Origin of the sequence: Kribbella sp. NPDC050281 (assembly GCF_040655855.1) — a bacterium.
GTDB lineage: Bacteria > Actinomycetota > Actinomycetes > Propionibacteriales > Kribbellaceae > Kribbella.
This window is the reverse complement of the sequence record NZ_JBFAKS010000069.1, coordinates 1-22,610: the sequence shown is the minus strand read 5'-3', so window position 1 is coordinate 22,610 and position 22,610 is coordinate 1. Positions and strand designations below refer to the sequence as shown.

Sequence of the window (22,610 nt, the reverse complement as noted above, 5' to 3'; positions counted from 1 at the left end):
CCGCGGGCCTCGATCGAAGACCGGCACCCCGGTAGCTCGCGCCTCGCTGTCGCCCACAGTGAGAGAGGGGTATCCCGTGACGGGATCCACCGGTACGCCCATGGAGGGCACCGAATTCGCCGAGGCCGTGCTGGACAACGGCAGCTTCGGCACCCGCACCATCCGCTTCGAGACGGGCCGTCTGGCCCAGCAGGCCGCCGGCTCCGCCGCCGCCTACCTCGACGGCGACACGATGGTGCTGTCGGCCACCACGGCCAGCAAGAAGCCCAAGGACCAGTTCGACTTCTTCCCGCTGACGGTCGACGTCGAGGAGCGGATGTACGCCGCGGGCCGGATCCCCGGCTCGTTCTTCCGCCGGGAGGGCCGTCCGTCCGAGGAGGCCATCCTGACCTGCCGGCTGATCGACCGCCCGCTGCGGCCGTCGTTCGTGTCCGGCCTGCGCAACGAGATCCAGGTCGTCATCACGGTCCTGGCGCTCAACCCCGACAAGCTGTACGACGTGCTCGCGATCAACGCCGCGTCGATGTCGACCCAGATCGCGGGTCTGCCGTTCTCCGGCCCGATCGGCGGCGTCCGCGTCGCGCTGATCGACGGCCAGTGGGTGGCCTTCCCGACCCACACCGAGCTCGAGGACGCGGTCTTCGACATGGTGGTCGCGGGCCGGGTCACCGAGACCGGTGACGTCGCGATCATGATGGTCGAGGCCGAGTCGACCCCGGGCACCTTCGAGAAGGTCGCCGCCGGAGTCCAGGCACCGACCGAGGAGATCGTCGCCGCGGGCCTGGAGGCCTCCAAGGGCTTCATCAAGACCCTGGTCGAGGCGCAGGCCGACCTGGCCGCGCGGGCCGCGAAGCCGACCGGTGAGTTCCCGGTCTTCCCGGACTACGCCGACGACGCGTTCGCCGCGGTCGAGGCCGCCGCGTCCGAGGAGCTGGCGCAGGCGCTGACCATCGCCGGTAAGCACGAGCGCGAGGATGCCACCGACGCGGTCAAGGCCGCCACGGTGGACAAGCTGGCCGCCGACTTCGAGGGCCGCGAGAAGGAGCTGTCCGCGGCGTTCCGGTCGCTGACCAAGAAGCTGGTCCGGCAGCGGGTGCTGAAGGACAAGGTCCGCATCGACGGCCGCGGGCTGGCCGACATCCGGCCGCTCAAGGCGCAGGTGCGGGTGCTCCCGCGGGTGCACGGTTCGGCACTGTTCGAGCGCGGCGAGACCCAGATCATGGGTGTCACCACGCTGAACATGCTCCGGATGGAGCAGCAGCTGGACACGCTGTCCCCGGAGACCCGCAAGCGCTACATGCACAACTACAACTTCCCGCCGTACTCGACCGGTGAGACCGGCCGGGTGGGTTCGCCGAAGCGCCGCGAGATCGGTCACGGCGCGCTGGCCGAGCGGGCCCTGGTGCCGGTGCTGCCGTCCCGCGAGGACTTCCCGTACGCGCTGCGCCAGGTCTCCGAGGCGCTCGGTTCGAACGGGTCCACCTCGATGGGTTCGGTCTGCGCCTCCACCCTGTCGCTGCTGTCGGCCGGTGTGCCACTGAAGGCCCCGGTCGCCGGTATCGCGATGGGCCTGATCTCCGGTGAGGTCGACGGCGAGACGCAGTACGTCGCGCTGACCGACATCCTCGGCGCCGAGGACGCGTTCGGTGACATGGACTTCAAGGTCGCCGGCACCAAGGACTTCGTCACCGCCCTGCAGCTGGACACCAAGCTGGACGGCATCCCGGCCAGCGTGCTCGCGGGTGCGCTGACCCAGGCCAAGGACGCGCGGCTGACGATCCTGGACGTGATGGCCAAGGCCATCGACGCGCCGGGTGAGATGAGCGAGTTCGCGCCGCGGGTCATCTCGGTGAAGGTCCCGGTCGACAAGATCGGCGAGGTCATCGGCCCGAAGGGCAAGATGATCAACCAGATCACCGAGGACACCGGCGCCGACATCTCGATCGAGGACGACGGCACCGTCTACATCGGCGCGACCGACGGTCCGTCGGCCGAGGCGGCGCGGGCTGCGATCAACGCGATCGCGAACCCGACCATGCCGGAGAAGGGTGAGCGCTACCTGGGCACGGTCGTGAAGACGACCAACTTCGGTGCGTTCATCAGCCTGCTGCCGGGCAAGGACGGCCTGCTGCACATCAGCAAGCTGCGTGGCCTGGCCGGTGGCAAGCGGGTCGAGGCGGTCGAGGACGTGCTCTCGGTCGGCCAGAAGCTGCAGGTCGAGATCGCCGAGATCGACGACCGCGGCAAGCTCTCCCTGATTCCCGTCCTCGAGGAGGACGAGAAGAAGGGCTCCGCCGAGGAGAAGAAGGCAGAGGCCGAGTCCGCCGAGTGACCCGAGCGATCACCAGCACACTGCTGAGCCCGGAGGCGGGCGGTCCGGTGAAACGGACCGTCCTGCCCTCCGGGCTTCGTGTGCTGACCCAGTCCGTGCCGGGCTTCCGCTCGGTCACCTTCGGCCTGTGGGTCGGAGTCGGCTCCCGGGACGAACCGGAGCAGTTGGCCGGTGCGACGCACTTCCTCGAACACCTGTTGTTCAAGGGCACCGAGCGCCGCGACGCGCTGGAGATCTCCGCCGCGCTCGACGCGGTCGGCGGCGAGATGAACGCCTTCACCGGCAAGGAGTACACCTGCTACTACGCGCGGGTGCTCGACTCCGATCTCCCACTTGCCGTCGACGTCATCTGCGACATGATCACGTCGGCCACCCTGACGAGTGAGGACGTCGAGAGTGAGCGCGACGTCATCGACGAAGAGATCGCGATGCACGCCGACGAGACGTCGGACCACATCCACGATCTCTTTGCCGAGCAGCTGTGGGGCCGGTCGCCACTCGGCCGCTCGATCACGGGGACGCCGGAGTCGGTCGCAGGACTGACCCGCCAGCAGGTGGTGGGCTGGTACCGCCGCCGTTACAAGCCGGCCAACATCGTCGTCTCGGTCGCCGGCAACGTCGACCACGCCGACGTCGTTCGCCTTGTCCGCAAGGCGTTCGAGCGCCACTGGGTGACGGCCGAGGCCGAGCCGGCCCCGGTACGCCGGCCGATCGCCAAGCAGGTGCCGATGTACGGCGGGGTGCGCGTGCACCACCGCGACGTCGAGCAGGCGCATCTGGTGCTCGGGATGCCGGGTCTGGTCCGCAGTGACGCACGCCGGTACGTGGCCGGCGTACTGCACGGGATCGTCGGTGGCGGCATGTCGTCGCGGCTGTTCCAGGAGGTCCGGGAGAAGCGCGGCCTGGCGTACTCGGTCTTCACGTTCGGCTCGGCGTACGCGGACTCCGGGATGGTTGGCGTGTACGCCGGATGCCTGCCGAAGAAGGCCACCGAGGTGCTCGACGTGGTCCGGTCCGAGCTTCAGTCGATTGCCAGCGGCAACATTACGCCGGACGAGCTGCTCCGCGGCAAGGGCCAGATGCGCGGATCGGTCGTGATGGGCCTGGAGGACACCGGCGCCAAGATGACCCGGATCGCCAAGGCCGAGCTCGTGTACGGCGAACTGCCCACCGTCGACGAGATCCTGCACCGGATCGACTCCGTCACCCTCGACGACGTCTCCGCCCTCGCCGCCGATCTCTACGCCGGCACCCCGGCCCTGACTGTGATGGGCCCGTTCGACGAGGACGGCACGGCCTTCGCGGTCTGAGGTTCCCCCTCGACAGCCCCGCGGCGCAGGAGCAGACTGTCGAGCGGGGGAGGGGGTCCCAGCATGACCACGACAACTACATCGGCAACTCAAGCATTGGCCGACGACTTCCGCGGTGACCTGGTTTCTCCGGGCGATCCGTCGTACGACGAGCAGCGGAAAGTCTGGAACGGGTCGATCGATCGACGGCCCGCACTCATCGCCCGCTGCACCGGAGCCGCCGACATCCGGGCCGCGCTGGCGTTCGCTCGCCGGACCGGCCTGCAGGTGGCGGTCCGCGGTGGCGGCCACAGCTTCCCGGGCCACTCGACCTGCGACGGCGGCATTCTGATCGACCTCGGACGGATGAAGGGGATCCGGGTCGATCCGGTTCGCCGTACGGCGCGTGCGCAGGCGGGTGTCCTGCTCGGCGAGCTGGACCGCGAGACGCAGGCTTTCGGTCTGGCCACGCCGTCCGGCATCGTCACGCACACAGGGGTCGCCGGACTCACGCTCGGCGGCGGGATCGGCTGGCTGATGCGGAAGTACGGGCTGAGCATCGACAACCTGGTCTCCGCCGACGTGATCACCGCCGAGGGCGAGCTGGTGACCGCGAGTGAAGACGCCAACGGGGATCTGTTCTGGGGCATCCGCGGGGGCGGCGGGAACTTCGGCATCGTCACCGAGTTCGAGTTCCGGCTGCATCCGGTCGGGCCGATCATCTACGGCGGCCCGATCATGTGGCCGATGGAGAAGTCGCCGGACCTGATGCGGTTCTACCGCGACTGGATCACCGACGTACCCGACGACCTCACCACCGCGGTGATGCATCGGTGGATCCCGCCGCTGCCCGCGATTCCGGCCGAACTGCACGGCCGCCCGGTGGTGGTCGTGCTGGCCTGCTACGCCGGGTCGGTCGAGGAGGGCGAGCGCGTCGTGGCGCCGCTCAAGGCGTTCGCACCGCCGCTGCTGGACCTGTGCGCGCCGAAGCCGTACGTCGACCTGCAGGCGATGTTCGACCCGAGCTTCCCGCACGGCCGGTGGTACTACATGCGCTCCTCCGATGTCACCGAACTGTCCGACGAGGTGATCGACATCGCCGCCGCGCGCGGGATGGCGATCGACTCGCCGTACACGTCGTACCCGATCTTCCAGCTGGGCGGCGCGATCTCCCGGGTGAGCCCGGACAGTACGGCGTTCGGCGCGCGATCGAGCGGGCACACGTTCAACTTCGTCGGAGTGACGCTTGGTCCGGACGGGTTCGAGGAGCAGCGGCAGTGGGTCCGCGACTCGTGGCAGGCGCTCGAGCCGCATCAGTCCGGCGTCTACGTCAACTTCCTGAGCGACGAGGGCACCGACCGGATCCGGTCCGCGTACGGCGCCACGACGTACGACCGGCTGAAGGACCTCAAACAGAAGTACGACCCGGGCAACCTGTTCCACCTCAACCAGAACATCCGGCCCCACTGAGCGGTAAAGTGACCGACGTTGTGTCGCGTCACCACGTGATCTGCCTCTGGATCCCTCGCTGAACGGGATCGCACGCACTTGACGGCCGACGTGCCGCACCGCGCTGGATCGAGCCAGCGCGGTTTGGCCTGCCGTCTGCGAAAGAGGATCACCGTGCTCGCTCCGCTGTGGGATGCGTTCCGCACCGCCCGCGAATCCCTGTCCGACGCCGTCCGGGTCGCTCCGGGCTGGTTGCTGTTCTACTCGGCTCTCGTCCTCGGCCAAGCCGTCCTTCCGGGCGCCCAGGTCGTCCTGCTGCGCAGGCTGATCGAGGGCCTGGACCGAGGCCACGCCTGGGTGCCGTTGATCGGGCTCACGGCGGTGGTGGGCCTGATGTATCCGCTCGCGCAGGTGGCGACCGGCTGTGGCCAGCGGATGATGCTCCGATTGAGGTTGCACTACCGCGCCGACCTCGCGGACGTCGCCGCGCGGCTGAGCCCGAGCCGCCTGGCCCGCCCTGACGTGACGACGGATCTGGAAGCCGCCCAGTCGGCGACGTGGCCGATGGCGGACGTGCCCGGACGACCGGTCCAGGTGCTGGGCGCGGGCGTGACCTCGGTGGTGCTGTGCGCGGCGATCTGGTCGATCAATCCGTGGTCCGGAGGACTCGTTCTCGCCGCGCTCGTACCGACGGTGGTCGCGTTCACCGCCATCGCGCGGATGGAGTCCGCGAAGTGGCCGAAGGTCGCGGAGAAGGACCGCGTCGCCGGGTACGCCACCGAACAGCTCATCCAGCAGCGCCCTGCGACCGAGCTGGCCGCCCTCGGCTCCGGCGTCAAGGTCGCACGGCTGGTCACCGAACGCCGGGCCGGCGCGACCCGGATCCAGGACGGGATGATCGGGACGGCCATGACGGCGGAGCTCGTGGCTGCCGTCGCGACCGTCCTGCTGTTCGGCGGCGCGCTGGTCGCCCTGGTGCTCGGCGGGGCGACCGGGGGAGCGGCTGCCGCGGCCGTTGCCGGGACCATCTCCGGACTGAACGCGATCCGGTTGTGCGGCTACGCGTTCGGCACGATCGTCACGACCGCGCCGCAGGCCCGGATCTATCGCCGGTTCGTCCGGAGCGCTCCCGAGCGGGAGCCGCAGCTCGTCGTACCGAGGGTCGAGTCTGTTGCCCTGGACAACGTCACCTTCCGCTATCCGGGCGTGCTGGAGCCAGCGCTGCGGGATGTCTGTATCGAGGCACGGCGTGGTGAGCTCGTCGCCCTGGTCGGCGTGAACGGGGCCGGCAAGTCGACCGCGGTCAATCTCCTCGTCGGCAGCCTGGCGCCGGATGCCGGGCGGGTGCTGATCGACGGCCGGGACGCCGCGGAGCTGAGCGAAAGCGAGCGGCTCGGGCATTTCGGTCTGCTCGTGCAGGAGTTCGGGCGGTTCGAGTTCACGCTCCGCGATGCCGTCGCCCTCGGCTCGCCGGAGCCGGTGTCCGATGACGAGATCCGGGCCGCGCTGACGGGCACCTTCGCGGCGGAGGTACCGCTCGGCACGCAGTTGGGCCAACAGTGGGGCGGCACCGGAATCTCCGGCGGGCAGTGGCAGCGGCTCGCACTGGCGCGGATCCGGCTGCGGAACGCCGGCGTGTGGATCCTCGACGAGCCCACGTCGGCGATCGACGCCGAGGCCGAGCGGGAGATCTTCGCCGAACTCCGGCGCAGCAGCCACAGCCGGATCACGATCGTCGTCTCGCACCGCGCCTGGACCCTGATGGAGATGGACCGCATCTACGTCATCGACGCCGGTTCGGTGGTCCAGCAAGGGACGTATCCGCAGCTGATGGCACAACCGAACGGCCGCTTCGCGCGACTGTTCGCAGCACAGCCGGAGTGAGCAGGCCAGCTGCTCCGGTGCTTGGGTACGGTGCTCCACCACAGCATGCGTGGGGACGAACACTCAGTGCACACGTGACCGGATTGACCGCGACGCGGTGACTGCGCATTTGTGAGCACCTGCGGTTTTGGCCGAGATCTGACGTGACGTCTGATGACTCGTCGCGCTTATCGGATTAAGGTAGCCCGGGCTTGCCCATCGGATCACTGGTCGTCTGAGGTCTTGGGAAAGTAACGCCTGCGTTACGCGCCGCCGCTTTGCGCCTGACAACGTTGACATGCGCAGTTTCGACCAGAGAGCATGACGCTTGATCCGCCCGCCTAGCGGCGCTTTGCCGAGGAAGTTGGTTCGACCGTGCGACGTCTGACTGGGGTTGTGGGGGTGACAGTCGGCCTTGCGCTGTTGCTGTCCTCCTGTGGTGACGGTAAGAGCAGCAGTGGCTCTGGTTCCGGCGACAAGAGCGAGATCATCGCGATCGCCGCCGATCCGCTGGAGTACATCAACCCGCTGAACGAGAACGGCAGCCCGGGGATCCAGGTGGCGATGGCGATGTTCGCGCCGCTGGTGACCACGGACCCGAACACGGGCAAGCTGCAGAACGTGATGGCGGACTCGATCACGCCTGACAAGACCAGCCAGACCTGGACGATCAAGCTGAAGCCCGGGAACACCTTCCAGAACGGCCAGGCGCTGACCGCCAAGGACTACGTCGACAGCTGGAACATGACCGCGCAGGGCTCGAACGCCTGGAAGAACAACGGCTTCTTCTCCAAGGTCGACGGGTACGACGCGCTGAACCCGCCGACCCCGGACGGCGCCACCCCGAAGCCGACCTCGGTGAAGACGCTGAGCGGACTCAAGCAGGTCGACGACCTGACTTTCACGGTCAAGCTCAAGGTGCCGTTCTCGCAGTTCGGGCTGACCCTGCAGTACCTCGGCCTGGCGCCGCTGCCGGAGGAGGTTCGCAAGAACCCGGACGCCTACAAGCGCAAGCCGATCGGCAACGGCCCCTTCAAGATGGCGGCCGACTGGAACGCCGGTGACGACATCAAGCTGGCCAAGTGGGACGGCTACAAGGGCCCGAACGTGCCCGAGGCGCAGTCCATCACCTACCGCTTCATCGCGAACGCGGACACGGCGTACAACGAGTTCCTGGCCGGCAACGTGGACTTCGTCGACGTACCCCCGACCAAGGTGAAGACCTTCAAGAGCGACGCCCCCGACGGCTGGGTCACGGCGGTCAGCTCCGGCGCCAACTACCTGGTCATCCCCGCCTGGGACGCGCGGTACAAGAACCCGAAGCTGCGGCACGCGTTCTCGATGGCGATCGACCGGAAGGCGTTCGCGGACCTGGTCGGGCTGTCCGACCCGGCCAAGGGCCTGATCGCGCCCGACATCGACGGCTACCGCGACAACGCCTGCAAGTACTGCGACTACGACCCGGCCAAGGCCAAGCAGTTGCTGCAGGAAGCCGGCGGATTCTCCGACCCGGTCATGATCAGCTACAACACCACGTCGGCGACCGGCCAGATCTTCGCCGAGGCGATCGGCAACATGCTGCGGCAGAACCTCGGCCTGACCGTGAAGTACGCCGGCAAGGCGGGCTCGGACATCACTGCGCTGGCCGACACCCGCAAGCTGGACGGCCTGCGGTTCGGCGGCTGGGGTCACGACTACCCGTCGATCGAGGACTACCTGACGCCGATGTTCAAGTCCAACGGCGACGCGAACTTCGCCGGCTACAACAACCCGGCGCTGGACGCCCTGCTGGCCAAGGGTGACGCCGAGCCGGACCAGGAGAAGGCGATCAAGATCTACCAGCAGGCCGAGGACATCGCGCTCGAGGACATGCCGCTGATCCCGCTGTACACCAAGTCGAACGCGTACCTGCACTCGGCCAAGATCGAGCCGCGCGTCTCGAAGTACGTCGGGGTGTCGGCCCTCTACGCCACGTTCAAGTGATCCGGTTCATCCTGCGCCGCATCCTGGCGGCGATTCCGATCGGACTGATCGTCACGCTGGGGGTCTTCGCGCTCGTCTTCGCGATGCCCGGGGACCCCCTGCGGGAACTGGCCGGCGACAAGCCGATCCCGGCCGCCGTCCTGGCGGCCAAGCGGGCCCAGTACCACCTCGACGATCCCTTCATCGTCCAGTACCTGCTGAGCATGAGGGACATGTTCACCGGCAACTTCGGTACGACGTTCGCCGGTGCGGACATCGCCGACCAGTTGCGGCTGCGGATCCCGGTCACGCTGAAGCTGGCGACCCTGGGCCTGGTCTTCCAGTGGATCGCGGGTCTGCTGTTCGGCCTGTACGCCGGCTTCAAGCGCAACGGCGTGATGGACCGGTTGTTGCTGCTGGCAACACTCGTGGTGCTCGCGGTGCCGGGGCTGGTGCTGTACTTCACCGGTCAGTACCTGTTCGGCGTCGAGCTGAAGTGGCTGCCGGTCTCCGGCACCCGCGACGGCTGGCCGATGTCGTACCTGCTGCCGGCGATCTGCATCGGCATCACCGGGTTCGCCGGGCTGGCCCGGCTGACCCGGACGTCGATCGTCGACACCGCGAACTCCGACTTCGTCAAGACCGCCCGGGCCAAGGGTCTCGGAGAGCAGCGAATCCTGTGGCGGCACGTGCTGCCGAACGCACTGCTGCCGGTGGTGACGCTGATGGGCATCGACTTCGCCGGCATCTTCGCCGGCGCGGTGCTGGCGGAGAGCATCTTCAACCTGCCCGGGCTCGGCCAGTTCATGTTCCAGGCGATCAAGCTGAAGGAGGGTGGTGTGGTGGTGCTGCTGTCCACACTCGCGTTCCTGATGTTCATCCTGATCAACCTGGCCGTCGACGTCATCTACGGCGCGATCGATCCGAGGGTGCGCAATGTCTGAGACCTCGCAGGTCTTCGGGGCCGAGACGCAGGACCTCGAAGGCCGGACCCTGTCGAACACCCAACTGCTCCGGGCGTTGCTGCGCAAACCGCAGTTCGTCATCTGCCTGGTGCTGGTGCTGACGTTCTTCCTGATGGCCGCGGTGCCGCGGCTGTTCACCTCGGTCGACCCGCACTTCTGTGCGCTCGCCAAGAGCGCGCACAGCCGTGAGCCGGGGCACCCGTTCGGCTTCGACATCCAGGGCTGCGACTACTTCGCCAACGTGATCTACGGTGCCCGGCCGTCGGTGCTGGTCAGCCTGGTCGCCGGGATCGGCGGGTTCGTGGTGGCCGGCATCCTCGGCCTGCTGGCCGGCTACTTCCCGGGGCTGGTGGACACCGCGATCTCGCGGGTCGCGGACGTGTTGTTCGCGCTGCCGGGCCTGATCGCGCTGATCGTGATCCTGAACTCGGTGCCGAACCGCAGCATCTGGATCATCGTCGCGATCATCCTGGTGACCGGATGGCCGCAGGGGATGCGGGTGATGCGCTCCACGGTGTTCTCGGTCCGCAACCGCGAGTACGTGCTGGCGGCCCGGTCGGTCGGCGTGCCACCACTGCGGATCCTGCGCAAACACGTGTTCCCGAACGCGATGGCGCCGCTGCTCGCGATGACCACGCTCGGCATCGGCGGCCTGATCGGGCTGGAGGCCGTGCTGACCTTCCTCGGCGTCGGCCTGCAACCGCCGTCGATCTCCTGGGGATCGCAGTTCGGCGTGGCCGCGTCGTACCGGGAATCCCCACACCTGTTCCTCTGGCCGGCGTTGTTCATCTCGACGATGACGATCTCGTTCATGATCATCGGCGACTCGATCCGCGACGCCCTGGACCCGAAGTTGCTGAGATGACGACAACTGGTGAAGTACTGCTGAAGGTCGACGACCTGACCGTGGAGTTCGACACCCCGCACGGCCCGGTCCGGGCCGTCGACGGAGTGTCCTGGCAGGTCCGGGCCGGCGAGACGCTGGCGATCCTGGGGGAGTCCGGGTCGGGCAAGAGCGTCTCGACCCAGGCGCTGACCGGGATCCTGGAGATGCCGCCCGGCCGGATCGTCTCGGGTACGGCGGAGTACCGCGGCGCCGACCTGATCGCGATGACCGTGAAGGAACGCCGCAAGGTCGTCGGCGACCGGATCACGATGGTGTTCCAGGACTCGCTGTCGGCACTGAACCCGGTGCAGTCGGTCGGGACCCAGATCGCCGAGTGCTACCGGGTGCACCGCGGCCTGTCGAAGTCGGACGCGCTGAAGCGGGCGGCCGAGATGCTCGACCAGGTACGGATCCCGGCCGCGGCGCGACGGGTGCGCGACTACCCGCACGAGTTCTCCGGCGGCATGCGGCAGCGGGTGATGCTGGCGATGGCGCTCGCGCTGGACCCCGACGTACTGATCGCGGACGAGCCGACGACCGCACTCGACGTGACCGTGCAGGCGCAGATCCTGGAGCTGATCGCGGACCTGCAGGCCGAGCGGGACATGGGCGTCGTGCTGATCACCCACGACCTTGGCGTCGTGTCGGACGTCGCGGACAACGTGGTGGTGATGTACGCCGGCCATGTCGTCGAGCGGGCATCGACCGCGGAAGCGCTGGACCATCCCATGCATCCGTACACCGAAGGTCTGCTCGGCTCGATGCCGTCGGCGGACCTGAAGGGCCAGGAACTGCCGACGATCCCCGGTACGCCGCCGTCGCTGCGGGCGATCCCGTCCGGATGCGCGTTCCGGACCCGGTGCCCGATGGCGATCGACGACTGTGCCAAGGAGGTCCCGCCGTTGCTCACCGTCGCACCGGGACGAGACGCCGCCTGCATCCTTCGTACGTCCATCTCCGAGCGGGAGGCGGTCTGATGGCCGAAGAGTTGCTCGTGGCAACGGATCTGGTCAAGCACTACGACATCAGCCCGGCGCTGTCCTTCGGCGCCAAGACTCTGGTCCGAGCCGTCGACGGCGTGGATCTGACGCTGCGCAAGGGCGAGTCGCTCGGCATCGTCGGCGAGTCCGGCTGTGGCAAGTCGACGCTGGTCCGGCTCCTCGCCGCCCTGGAGAAGCCGACCTCGGGCCAGATCGAGTACAACGGTGTCGACGTGAGCAGACTGCGCGGCAGGCAACTGCGCCGGTGGCGCCAGAACGTGCAGGTGGTGTTCCAGGATCCGTACTCGAGCCTGAACCCGCGGATGCGCGTCGGTGAGATCGTGGCCGAGCCGCTGGAGGTTCACCCCGACGTCTCGAAGGGCATCGACATCCGGGCCCGGGTGCGCGAGTTGCTCGACCTGGTCGGCCTGCGGGCGGAGGACGAGTCGAAGTTCCCGCACCAGTTCTCCGGCGGGCAGCGGCAGCGGATCGGGATCGCGCGGGCGATCGCGCTCAACCCGGACGTACTGCTGTGCGACGAGCCGGTGTCCGCACTGGACCTGTCGGTTCAGGCGCAGGTGGTGAATCTGCTGATGCGGCTGCAGCGTGAGCTCGGCCTCAGCATCATCTTCGTCGCCCACGACCTGTCCGTCGTCCGGCACGTCTCGGACCGGGTCGCGGTCATGTACCTGGGCCGTGTCGCCGAGCTGGGCGAGCACCAGCAGGTGTACGACGTACCCGCGCATCCGTACACGCAAGCGCTGCTGTCCGCAGAGCCCGGCCTGGCTCGGCAGGGCCGCCAGCGCATCGTCCTGGCCGGCGATCCGCCGTCCCCGGTCCTGCCGCCATCGGGCTGCCGCTTCCACACTCGCTGTCTCCGTGCGCAGTCACGCTGTAGCACTGAGGAACCACAACTGCGGGACCTCACCTCCGGCCAGACCGTCGCCTGCCACTTCGCCGAGGAAGCTCAAACCACCTACGCCTCCGCGGCCTCGGTCTGATGCTGATCGACCCCCGGCCGTCGGACGATCCGGCGCTGACCTTGCTGCTGGACCTCGCCCTGAAGGAGCTGTTCACCCGCTACCCGGACAGCCCCTCGACCCACTGGGTCGATCCGGCCACCAGCTTCCTCGTCGCGCTGGAAGACGGTGAGGGGCTCGGCTGCATCGGACTGATGCCGGTGCAGGACGGGGTCGGCGAGATCAAGCGGATGTTCGTGCACCAGCACCACCGCGGCCGCGGGATCGCCCGGCGGTTGGTGGCGTCGGTCGAGGCCGTGGCCAGGCACCGGGGTGCGACAACGCTCCGCCTCGCCACGGGCACCCGCCAGCCGGAGGCGGTCGCCCTGTACGAATCGCTCGGCTACCAAGCGACCTCGCCGTACGGGAAGTACGTTCACGATCCGCTGGCCCGGTGCTACGCGAAACGGCTTACCTGACTGCCATGGCCTAGGGTGGCCGCCGTGAAGGGAAGGACGAGCGACCCGACGGGTGCGCTGCCGGGGCGGTCCGTGGTGCTCGCCGGGGTGGTCGTGGTGGCGGGAGCGTTGGCCGCGTGGTGGATCCTGACCGCTGTCCGGGCCGCGAACGAGGGGTTCGACATCACCGATGAGGGCTACTACCTGCTGTCGTATCGGTGGTGGGCCCAGAATCCGTTGGCGTTGACCGGGGTGCAGTACCTCTACGGGCCGGTGTTCCACTGGCTCGGGTACGACATCGTCAGCCTGCGGCTGTTCCGGTTGCTGACGCTGGTCGTGGTCCACCTTCTCTTCGGCTACAGCTTCATGCGCTGGCTGCGCGGCCGCCGGCCGAACGCTGCGCCGACGAAGCTGTGGGAGCTGGCCGGGATGGCCGTCATCCTCGCGGCCGGTGGGGTGTCCTACACCTGGATGCCGCAGTCGCCCGGCTACAACGACGTGATCCTGATCGGCGCGCTCACGCTGGTCTCGTGTGTGCTGTGGATGGCGACTGCGATCGACCGCGGTAGGCCGGTGCCGTTCTGGGTGCTGATGGTCGCCGGTGTGGTCATCGCCGCGATGCTGCTGGCGAAGTGGACATCGGTCGTGGTGATCGGCCTGGCCGTGATCGCCGCGCTGGTCGTACTGGCCGGGCAAGGTGTGAAAGCCGTTGCCCGAGGCATCGGTTTCGCTGTCGCCGGGATCGCACTCATCGCGCTCGTCGTCCAACTGTTCGTGATCAAGCTGAACGTCGCGGTGCCCGGGATCATGACCGTGAACAGGTTCATCGCGGGAACGTCGTACTCGCCGACTGAGCTGTTGCACATGTATTGGTCCACTGCCGTCGACCTGCTCGGCCAGACGCTCCGCGACCACTGGCCCCTCCTGGTCGCCGCCGTGATCGCGGTGATCGCCCGCCGGCGCTGGCTCCAGGCTGTCGCTGCGGTCCTCGCCGTGGCCGCCTTGGTCCTCTCGGTACGTCGGGTTGTCGTCGACGACGCTGCGATCGGCGGCTCGGCGCATGTGTTCGACTACCCGGTGACGCTGCTGGCCGCCGTACTGGTGGCACTGGTGGTTGCCGTCGCGGCGTTGATCGCCGGACGAGTGCGGCTTACGGGGCGGTCGGTGCTGAGCCGCGAGAACGCCCGGGGGTGGGTTGTGCTCGCGCTGCTCGCGGTGTTGCCGATGGTGCAGGCGTTCGGGACGAACAACCCGCTCTACGTCATCGGGTTCAACGCGTTCGCCGCGTGGGCCGCGGTGATGATCGCGGTGGTGACGGGGATCTGGGTGACGCCGATCACCGCGCGGCTGCTCGTCGGGCTCGTCACGGTCGCGTCGCTGGTCGCGGTCGCATCGCTCTCGTACACCGGCCTGTTCCTGTACCCGTACCGGTCGAAGGGTCACGCCGACCTGACCGTGGCGGCGACCATGCCGGAGCTGAAGGGCCTCTACCTCGACGAGACCGCGGCGCAGAACTACACCGCGCTCGAGGCCCAACTCAAGCCGTACCTGAAACCTGCCGGACGCCCGATGCTGGCGTTCGACAAGATGGCCGGGCTGGTCCTGATGCTGGGCGGCAAGCCGGTCGGCGAGGCCTGGGTCGCGCCGAAGGAACGGCCGCGGACGGCCGCCGGCATCGAGGAGGTCTGCCAGAAAGGCCAGCCGTGGAGCCCCGGCCGGCCGCCGATCATCATCCTCAACCGCCGCATCTCCGACGTCGAGATCACTGCCCTGCATGCATGCCTGCTGGACTTCCGGGCCGACTATGAACTGTTCGCGCCGGCCAAGGACACCATGAATCTGCAGGTCTACGTCCCGCGCCGCGAGCGCCCCGTCAAGACACCGTGATGGCCTCGCGGGGCCGGATGAGATCCTGTAGCCCTTCGACCACACAGCTGAGAGGGTGCGGATGATCAAGGTCGGTGTGCTGGGGGCCAAGGGCAAGATGGGCGCTCAGACGTGCCTCGCGGTGGAGGAGGCCGAGGACTGCGAGCTGGTCGCGCGGCTCGACCTGGGCGACGAGCTCGAGCAGCTGACCGCGGCCGGCGCCGAGGTGGTGGTCGACTTCACCCGGCCCGAGGTGGTGATGGACAACCTGGCCTGGTGCATCGAGCACGGGGTCAATGCGGTCGTCGGCACCACCGGATTCGACGACGAGCGGCTGGCCACGCTCCGCGGACTGCTCGAGAAGAACCCGGGCAGCGGCGTACTGATCGCGCCGAACTTCTCCATCGGCGCTGTGCTGATGATGCAGTTCGCCGCCAAGGCCGCGCGGTACTACGAGTCGGTCGAGATCATCGAGTTGCACCACCCGGACAAGGTCGACGCTCCTTCGGGAACGGCACGGCGTACCGCCGAGCTGATCGGCGCCGCGCGGCGTGAGGCCAACGCCGGCCCGATCCCGGATGCGACCACGACCTCGCTGGACGGTGCCCGCGGTGCGGATGTCGACGGGATCCGGGTGCACGGCATCCGGCTGCGTGGCCTGGTCGCGCACCAGGAGGTCCTGTTCGGCGACACCGGCGAGACGTTGACGATCCGGCACGACTCGATGGCGCGGGTCTCGTTCATGGCCGGCGTACTGCTCGGTGTCCGGCGGATCGGCGGCACGCCCGGGCTGACCGTGGGGCTCGAACACTTCATGGACCTCGACTAGGTGAACGCCAAGCGTGCGGCGATCGTGATTGCGGCGGTCTTCGTCGCGTACGCCGCTCTGCTCGGCTGGCGCGGGGTGTTGCTGATCGGAACGGGGGACCCGATCGCGGTCGGACTCGGGATCGCGGTGCTGGTGATCCCGGTGCTCGGTGCGTTCCTGGTCTGGCGGGAGTTGCAGTTCGGGCGTCGTACCGAGGTCTTGGCGCGTGAACTGGAAGCGGCCGGTGGGCTGCCGGTCGACGACCTCCCACGCCGTCCGTCCGGTCGGATCGACCGGGCGGCCGCGGACGAGGCGTTCGAGAAGTACAAGGCCGAGGCGGAGGCTGCGCCGGGGGATTGGCGGGTGTGGTTCCGGCTGTCGACGGCGTACGACGCGGCCGGTGATCGCAGGCGCGCCCGCGCCACCATGCGGACCGCGATCGCACAGCATGAAGGGCATGAAAAGCCGGTGAACTGACCAGGAGTTACCTGTGAGTTGGCTGTGAAGGACAGCGCGGTAACTGACAACGCAGTGTGGAACGGGATACTTTCAGGGGAAGTGCGTGGCAACCGCCACGCACAGGTCGGAGACTGGGTGGAGCCGTCCTGTGCCATCAGACGGGTCTCGCCGCGGCTCGGACGACATGCAGAGCGCAGGGTTCGGCGGTTTGCTGCGACAGCATCGGCGAGAGGCCGGGCTGTCCCAGGAGGGACTGGCCGAGCGTGCCGGTCTGAGTGTCGATGCGATCGCGGCCTTGGAGCGGGGACGTCGGCGTGCGCCGCGAGCACATACGTTGCGGCTGCTCGCGGATGCGTTGCGGCTCGAGGATCCGGAGCGCGCCCAACTCACCGCGGCCGCGCGCCGCGACACCGAGTCGCCCCGGCCGCCGATGCGTCAGCCGCCCGCGCCGCCGAACAACCTGATCGGCCGCACCACCGAAATGACCGCAACCAAACGTTTGCTGGATCAGCGCCTCACTCGCCTGCTGACGCTGACCGGTCCCGGTGGAGTCGGCAAGACCCGCATCACCGCCGCCCTGGCGAATGAGCTGACTGACAGCTTCCAGGACGGGGTCTGCTGGGTTCCACTGGCGACACTGACCGACCCTGCCGCCGTCATTCCGGCGGTCGCCGCATCTGCCGGACTGCACCCGATGGACGGCAACCGGCTGGCGGAGGAGATCGCCGAGCAGATCGGCCGGAGCCAGATGTTGCTGGTCTTCGACAACTGCTCGCATGTCGTCGCAGCGGTCGGCCAGGTCTGCACGGCGCTGCTCGAGAACTGCCCGAACCTGTCGATCCTGGCGTCCAGCCGGGAGTTGCTGCGTGTCCCCGGCGAGAGCGTGTACGTCGTGCCGGCGCTGGCACTGCCGCATGACCAGGACCAGATCGAGTCGTCGGCGGCAGTGCGGTTGTTCGTCGAGCGGGCCGTCGCGCGGGGCTACGACCCGGACGGCGAGCTCGACCAGGTCGCCCGGGTGGTCCGACGCCTGGAGGGCATGCCGCTGGCCATCGAACTCGCCGCGGCCCGGACGAACGTGATGACCATCGAGGAACTGGCTGCCGAGTTGGAGACCTCGTTCGGCATCCTCGCCGGTGGTTCACGGACGGCGTCGCCGCGGCAGCAGTCGATGCGCGGCGCGATCGAGTGGAGCCACGATCTGCTCACGCCGACCGAGCGCGAGGTGTTCGCCCGGCTGTCGGTGTTCGTCGGCGGATGGACGTTGAGTGCCGCCGCGACGGTCATGTCGGGCCGGGCCTCGCCGGGTCCGCAGGAGCGCGCCGAGGCACTCGACCTCACCGGACGCCTGGTGGACAAGTCGCTGATCCGGGTGATCCGGAGGCGCAACGTCGCGCGGTACTACATGCTCGCTGTGATCCGTGAGTTCGCCGCGGATCGCCTCGCCGCCGACGGCGTGGTAGAGGAAGCGAAGCAGCGGCACGCGCAGTTCTACGTCACTCTGGCCGAAGAGTCGGAAGGGCAGTTGCGCGGCCCGAACCAGGAGGAGTGGCTCGAACGCCTCGACGCCGAGCTGGGCAACCTGCGTGCCGCCATGGCCTGGTCGCTGCGCACCAGTTCGGTCCGCGAAGCGCTGCGGCTGTCCGGTGCGCTGTGGACGTTCTGCTACTTGCGCGGCCACTACGCCGAGGGCAGTCAATGGCTGGAGCGTGCGCTGACGCTTGCGGACAACGTGCCGACGTCCGAGCTCGACGGACTAGGGCCGTTCTGTGCGAAGGCGAACCTGGGCGCCGGCATGCTCGCCTTCCTGCAGTGTGAGTACGACGCAGCGACGACCCGGCTGGAGACCGCACTGACGCAGTACAAGGATCTCGACGACACGGCCGGTACGGCGCTGGTGATGCAGCGGCTGGGCGGTGTTGCGCGGGAACGCGGTGACTACGAGGCCGCGGAGGACCTGCACTGCCAGAGTTACGACCTCTACGAGAGTCTCGGCGACCGGTCGGGGATGGCGTGGGCGCACAACTACCTCGGTTTCGTGGCCTGGCTGCGCGGCGATCTGGACATCGGCGCCCGGCGGTGCCAGCGGGCGCGGGACAGCTTCCGGATGCTGGGTGACGGTGAGGGGCTGGCGTGGTCACTGATCAGCTTGGGGACGATCGCGCAGTACCGCGGCGACCTGACCGGGGCCGAGGACCTGCTGCAGGAGAGTCTGGCGCTGTCGCAGCGGCTCGGATACCGCGAAGGGGTCGCGTGGTCGCTGAACCAGCTCGGCATCATCGAACGGCGCCGCGGTGTCACCGAGCGCGCGGTCCATCTCCTCGACGAGAGTCTGGCCGAGCATCGCGACCTGGGTGATCGGTGGCGGTCGGCCAGTGTGCTCGAGGAGCTCGCGTCCGTCGCCCAGCAGCGGGGGAGGAGCGAGTACGCCGCCTTCCTCCTCGGTGCCGCGGACGGGGTGCGGGAAGTGATCGGCGCACCGATTCCGGAGATCGAGAAACCCGACTACTCCTCGACCCGGGCCGCGATCGAGGAGTCGCTGGAGCGGCGGGCCTTCCGGACCGCGTGGTCGGCCGGCCGGGCCGCACCGCTCGCCGCAGTGGCGGACGGCTATCCACCACCGGGATCGGCCTCCAGCCCGGACCACAGTGGCCGGCTGTGACTCTGATCGGACTCTGATCGGGCTCTGATCCGGCCCGGCAAACGAACCGATCAGCAGTCCACCAGGTCTGCTGATCGGAAAGTTGCCTCGCGGAGCACCACGACCTGGGGGATCGACGGTACCCCGCGAGGGATCTAGGAGCGCGGGATTGAACGGCCCGGCCGGCTGTGTCTCTGTCTGACCCCCCAGGCAGTCCCCCCACCTCACAGCCGGCCGAAGCCGTGTGGCGAACGTCCGTGCCGTCGAGCCCTCCCGGTCGACGCCCCGTTCCTCCGCGCTGACTCAAGGTTGCCGAAATCACGCTGTGTCGCACAGGGACGGAACCCTGACATCGCCCTGACAAATATGTCATGACAACGAAAGTCCCGGCCGGATTTCGCCGACGGTGACCGGGAACTGCCCGTGGGTAGGGGAAATCCAGCGGAATTCGGCGCATTTCTTTGTCTCATCGGGCAGCACTCAAACGCTCGCCCCGATCAGTGCAGATATCCCGAGACCGCTTTGGTGAATCCCGCGATCCGGCGCAGCGGCGCGTTGTCGCCGTACCCCGGCTGTCCGGCGCCGGTCTCGTCGCCAGGGGTCGGCATCGACGGTGCCGGGATGCCGTGGCCGGCGCAGGTGACGTCCTTGGCCGGCGCCTTGCCGGTGGTGAGGAACGTGTTGACGATCGTGTCGGCGCACGCGTTCACACCGCCGTACACCCCGTGGTCGCCTTCCTGTGTGACGGTGACGAGCCGCGAGCCGGCGTACCTCTGGTGGGCCGAGACCGCGAGCTCGTAACTGGTCGCCGGGTCGTGGATCGACTGCACCATCAGCGTTGTGGGCAAGCCCTTGCCGGTGGGTTGCGGCATGGTCAGGTTCGGGCGGTTCCAGAAGAAGCACGGGTTCTGGTTCATCGTCCAGCCGACCAACGGGTAGTGCGGGCCGAGTCGCGCCGCCAGTTGATCGCCGTACTCGCGACCCTGCGGCCACGGGGTGTCGTTGCACGTGACTGCCGTGAAGGTCGCGTCCTCGGCGTCGTCCTCACCGACGACGCGACCCATCGGTGGCAGGCCGACGGTTCCCCGGGCGGCCCGTCGTACCAGCTCGTGCTGGCGGGTCAGGGAGAGAGCGTCGACCTGATTCTGTGCGGCGCGTGGGCCGCCCTTTGCCTGCGCTCCGGAAAGGTCGCGCAGAAATGCGAGGTCGATTGCCAACGAATAGAAATCAACCTTTGTATACATGTCCCCGGAGACGATCTGGTCCAGGGTGTTCTGGTCATAACTGATCTTCACTGTGCCGTCCAGGAACTCCTCGACCGCCGGCTGCTTTTTCAGGTCTCGCCGGAGGTGTTCGTAGGTCCGCAGTACGGCGCCGGCCGAGCTGCCCAGGTGCAACTTGGAGTCGTACTTCGCGGCCCAGGTCGCGAAGTCCTCGCGGAACCGGCGCTCGAAGGCCTGTGGCTGGGCGGCGAACGTGTCCAGCCACGGCCGGGTGAAGTCGGTGTTCGAGTCCAGCACGAACCGGCCGACGTGCTCGGGGAAGTAGGTCTGGTAGTACGCGCCCATCCAGGTCCCACCGGAGTACCCGACGAAGTCGATCTTGTCGAAGCCGAGCAGTTGGCGGATCAGATCGAGGTCCTGCACGGTCTGCGCGGTGGTCACGTACGGCAGCAGGCCGCGCGACTGCCGGTCGCAGTACGACTGGCTGAGCTGCGACGCCGCGGCGACCAGAGCGAGGTTGGCCGGGTCCCGGTCGCGGGCGTCCATCGTGTAGCCGGGCGCGCCCTGGCAGGTGACGTTGGTGCTGTCGCCAGTGCCGCGCGGATCGAAGCCCACGGCGAGGAAGTCCTCCTGCAGCGGCGCCTGACCGGCCAGGTACGGCGCCATGCCGAGGCCGGCGCCACCCGGGCCGCCCGGGTTGCCGAACACGACCCGGCTCGGCTTTCCCTTCGCCGGCGCGACCTTGCTGACCGCGAGCTGGATGTCGTTGCCCGAGTACTGATTCGCCCAGTCGCGCGGCGCGGTGATCTTCGCGCAGTACGTCCGCAGCGACGGCTCGCCGCACTCCTTCCAGGCCGGTCTCTGCTTCAGGTACTTGTTGGCCACGGGATGCGGGCGGTCGACAGCCGTCGTGGCTTCGGTCGAGGCGGTCGCCCCCGATCCAGGGATGACGAGAACGGCGGCAGCGGACATCCCCAGACCGACGGCCAGGGCGAGGTACTTCATGGAAACTCCAGCGAATGGCCTTGCGTAATCGGACCGTCGCAATCTGTCATGCCCGCCGTTCCCGGTCGAGCACCACCCCCGGCCGGTCGCAGATCCGCGAGGTGCTAAGGGGGGATTGTCGGTGAGGGCTTCTAGAGTCCTGCCCACGAGAGACGAGGAGACGTCGATGGCCGGTTGTGGTGACCTACTGATCGGACAGCTGGAGTTCTACTGGGACGTCCACCTCTGGCCGCGATTGCAGGGGTTGACCGATGAGGAGTACCTCTGGGAACCGGTGGACGGGATGTGGTCCGTGCGGCCGGACGACGACGGGCAGATGGTCTACGAGCTGACGAACCCGGTGCCGGATCCATCTCCGCTGACCACGATCGCCTGGCGGATGGTGCACATCGGGGTCGGCTGTTTCGCGATCCGCGTGAACGCGTTCTTCGGTGATGGTCCGGACGACGCCGACATGTTCGACCCGCGGCACATCCCGGCCGAGATCCCCGCGACCGCGGCCGACGGACTCGAGTTCCTGCGGCATTGGTACGGGCGCTGGCACGACTCCATCCGCGGTCTCGACAAGGACGCGTTGTGGAGCCCGCTGGGCCCGAAGGGCGCGTACTTCGCCGACGACCCGATGCTCGGCCTGATCACGCACATCAACCGCGAGGTCATGCACCACGGTGCCGAGATCTGCCTGCTCCGCGACCTGTTCCGCGCGCAGGTGGGGAGCAATCGCCATGCCCGCGTGTGAGGGACGAGTTCTGTCTGGCGTGAGGCTCAGTCGGTGGGGCCGGGGTCGGTGTGGAGGCGGATCTGCTTGATGCGGACCGACTCGTCGCCGTACAGGTCCAGCTCGCGGTGGGCGCCGTCGGGGGCCCAGCCGGCCTCGGTGTAGAAGGCGCGCAGGACGTCGTCGGTGGAGTTGACCCAGACCGTGACGCGACCGAAGCCGTCTGCGCGGATGGTGTCGACGACCGCGTTCAGCAGCCGGGAGCCGTGGCCGGCGCGGGTCGCGTCCGGCTGGACGGCGAGCTCGGCGATCAACGCATCGCGCTGTGGGTCCGCGTCCGGGTCGTCCGACGGAGTGATCGCGGCGAAGCCGACGAGCGTCCGGCCGGCCAGCGCGACCATGACCCGGTTGCGCGCCTCGCCCGGAGCGAGCAGCGCGGCCCGCCACTGAGCGGCGAACTGCGCGGGGTTGAGGTCGGCCAGCACATCGGCCGGCAGCAGACCGGCGTACGACGCACGCCAGGCGGAGACCTGGATCTCGCCGATCTCGTTGGCCTCGGCCGGAAGGGCCAGCCGCACGCTCGTCTCCGCCACCGGGCTCTCACCGGACAGCTCCGACAGGTTGGCGGGTTCTGGTACGCCGAAGTCACTCATATGCACAATCCTCGCAAGACAGTGTTGGGGGGCGCGCCCCCCGGGCCGCCCCCCACACCGGGTGGGGGAGGAAAAGAACACCCCCCCCCACGGG

17 protein-coding genes are annotated in these 22,610 nt (G+C 68.4%); 15 read left to right on the top strand and 2 right to left on the bottom strand.

Going from position 1 to position 22,610, the window contains the following annotated elements:
* Positions 1–100: 100 nt before the first annotated feature.
* The 14 genes from AB0I34_RS42295 to AB0I34_RS42230 all read left to right on the top strand — a co-directional run bounded on the left by AB0I34_RS42295 (position 101) and on the right by AB0I34_RS42230 (position 18,938).
* On the top strand, positions 101–2,332 hold the full coding sequence (locus AB0I34_RS42295) for a polyribonucleotide nucleotidyltransferase (protein WP_360457756.1): 2,232 nt from the start codon (positions 101–103) through the stop codon (positions 2,330–2,332).
* Positions 2,329–3,642, top strand: coding sequence for a pitrilysin family protein (locus AB0I34_RS42290; RefSeq protein ID WP_360457735.1), 1,314 nt, complete (start codon positions 2,329–2,331; stop codon positions 3,640–3,642). The genes AB0I34_RS42295 and AB0I34_RS42290 overlap by 4 nt, the downstream gene beginning before the upstream one ends.
* Positions 3,643–3,705: 63 nt before the next feature.
* A complete protein-coding gene (locus AB0I34_RS42285) occupies positions 3,706–5,091 on the top strand; it encodes an FAD-binding oxidoreductase (RefSeq protein ID WP_360457732.1) in 1,386 nt (461 codons plus the stop codon).
* A gap of 153 nt (positions 5,092–5,244) precedes the next feature.
* Complete coding sequence (locus tag AB0I34_RS42280) at positions 5,245–6,954, top strand: ABC transporter ATP-binding protein (RefSeq protein WP_360457729.1); 1,710 nt, start codon at positions 5,245–5,247, stop codon at positions 6,952–6,954.
* Positions 6,955–7,335: 381 nt separating this feature from the next.
* The gene (locus AB0I34_RS42275; protein WP_360457726.1) at positions 7,336–8,916 is read left to right on the top strand and encodes an ABC transporter substrate-binding protein; all 1,581 of its coding nucleotides are present in this window, start codon (positions 7,336–7,338) and stop codon (positions 8,914–8,916) included.
* On the top strand, positions 8,913–9,839 hold the full coding sequence (locus tag AB0I34_RS42270) for an ABC transporter permease (RefSeq protein WP_360457723.1): 927 nt from the start codon (positions 8,913–8,915) through the stop codon (positions 9,837–9,839). Before AB0I34_RS42275 ends, AB0I34_RS42270 begins: the two co-directional genes overlap by 4 nt.
* Positions 9,832–10,725, top strand: a complete 894-nt coding sequence (locus AB0I34_RS42265; protein WP_131351589.1) for an ABC transporter permease — start codon at positions 9,832–9,834, stop codon at positions 10,723–10,725. The genes AB0I34_RS42270 and AB0I34_RS42265 overlap by 8 nt, the downstream gene beginning before the upstream one ends.
* Positions 10,722–11,723, top strand: a complete 1,002-nt coding sequence (locus tag AB0I34_RS42260; protein ID WP_360457720.1) for an ABC transporter ATP-binding protein — start codon at positions 10,722–10,724, stop codon at positions 11,721–11,723. The genes AB0I34_RS42265 and AB0I34_RS42260 overlap by 4 nt, the downstream gene beginning before the upstream one ends.
* Positions 11,723–12,727: a dipeptide ABC transporter ATP-binding protein gene (locus AB0I34_RS42255; protein ID WP_360457717.1), complete on the top strand. Its 1,005-nt coding sequence runs from the start codon at positions 11,723–11,725 to the stop codon at positions 12,725–12,727. Before AB0I34_RS42260 ends, AB0I34_RS42255 begins: the two co-directional genes overlap by 1 nt.
* Positions 12,727–13,164, top strand: coding sequence for a GNAT family N-acetyltransferase (locus AB0I34_RS42250; RefSeq protein WP_360457715.1), 438 nt, complete (start codon positions 12,727–12,729; stop codon positions 13,162–13,164). Before AB0I34_RS42255 ends, AB0I34_RS42250 begins: the two co-directional genes overlap by 1 nt.
* Positions 13,165–13,188: 24 nt before the next feature.
* Positions 13,189–15,030: a hypothetical protein gene (locus AB0I34_RS42245; protein ID WP_360457712.1), complete on the top strand. Its 1,842-nt coding sequence runs from the start codon at positions 13,189–13,191 to the stop codon at positions 15,028–15,030.
* Between the two features lie 61 nt (positions 15,031–15,091).
* Positions 15,092–15,838 (top strand): 4-hydroxy-tetrahydrodipicolinate reductase, encoded by a 747-nt coding sequence (dapB, locus tag AB0I34_RS42240; RefSeq protein ID WP_360457709.1) that lies wholly within the window; start codon positions 15,092–15,094, stop codon positions 15,836–15,838.
* A complete protein-coding gene (locus AB0I34_RS42235) occupies positions 15,839–16,294 on the top strand; it encodes a hypothetical protein (RefSeq protein WP_360457707.1) in 456 nt (151 codons plus the stop codon).
* A 130-nt stretch (positions 16,295–16,424) separates the two neighbouring features.
* A complete protein-coding gene (locus AB0I34_RS42230; RefSeq protein WP_360457704.1) occupies positions 16,425–18,938 on the top strand; it encodes a tetratricopeptide repeat protein in 2,514 nt (837 codons plus the stop codon).
* 476 nt (positions 18,939–19,414) lie between these two features.
* Here AB0I34_RS42230 and AB0I34_RS42225 read toward each other — a convergent pair whose 3' ends face one another.
* Positions 19,415–21,145 (bottom strand): alpha/beta hydrolase, encoded by a 1,731-nt coding sequence (locus AB0I34_RS42225; protein ID WP_360457702.1) that lies wholly within the window; start codon positions 21,143–21,145, stop codon positions 19,415–19,417.
* Positions 21,146–21,311: 166 nt separating this feature from the next.
* Here AB0I34_RS42225 and AB0I34_RS42220 point away from each other — a divergent pair, with 166 nt between their 5' ends.
* The gene (locus AB0I34_RS42220; protein WP_360457699.1) at positions 21,312–21,884 is read left to right on the top strand and encodes a DinB family protein; all 573 of its coding nucleotides are present in this window, start codon (positions 21,312–21,314) and stop codon (positions 21,882–21,884) included.
* A 26-nt stretch (positions 21,885–21,910) separates the two neighbouring features.
* Here the strand turns inward: AB0I34_RS42220 and AB0I34_RS42215 are convergent, their stop codons facing one another.
* Entirely contained in the window at positions 21,911–22,516 is a 606-nt protein-coding gene (locus tag AB0I34_RS42215; protein WP_360457696.1) for a GNAT family N-acetyltransferase, read from the bottom strand.
* Positions 22,517–22,610: the final 94 nt, after the last annotated feature.

Excerpts from the sequence above, each read along its gene's own strand:
- AB0I34_RS42260 (WP_360457720.1), top strand. The coding sequence starts at position 10,722 with ATGACGACAACTGGTGAAGTACTGCTGAAGGTCGACGACCTGACCGTG.
- AB0I34_RS42225 (WP_360457702.1), bottom strand. The coding sequence starts at position 21,145 with ATGAAGTACCTCGCCCTGGCCGTCGGTCTGGGGATGTCCGCTGCCGCC.
- AB0I34_RS42220 (WP_360457699.1), top strand. The coding sequence starts at position 21,312 with ATGGCCGGTTGTGGTGACCTACTGATCGGACAGCTGGAGTTCTACTGG.
- AB0I34_RS42250 (WP_360457715.1), top strand. The coding sequence starts at position 12,727 with ATGCTGATCGACCCCCGGCCGTCGGACGATCCGGCGCTGACCTTGCTG.
- AB0I34_RS42295 (WP_360457756.1), top strand. The coding sequence starts at position 101 with ATGGAGGGCACCGAATTCGCCGAGGCCGTGCTGGACAACGGCAGCTTC.
- AB0I34_RS42285 (WP_360457732.1), top strand. The coding sequence starts at position 3,706 with ATGACCACGACAACTACATCGGCAACTCAAGCATTGGCCGACGACTTC.
- dapB (WP_360457709.1), top strand. The coding sequence starts at position 15,092 with ATGATCAAGGTCGGTGTGCTGGGGGCCAAGGGCAAGATGGGCGCTCAG.
- AB0I34_RS42265 (WP_131351589.1), top strand. The coding sequence starts at position 9,832 with ATGTCTGAGACCTCGCAGGTCTTCGGGGCCGAGACGCAGGACCTCGAA.
- AB0I34_RS42215 (WP_360457696.1), bottom strand. The coding sequence starts at position 22,516 with ATGAGTGACTTCGGCGTACCAGAACCCGCCAACCTGTCGGAGCTGTCC.
- AB0I34_RS42255 (WP_360457717.1), top strand. The coding sequence starts at position 11,723 with ATGGCCGAAGAGTTGCTCGTGGCAACGGATCTGGTCAAGCACTACGAC.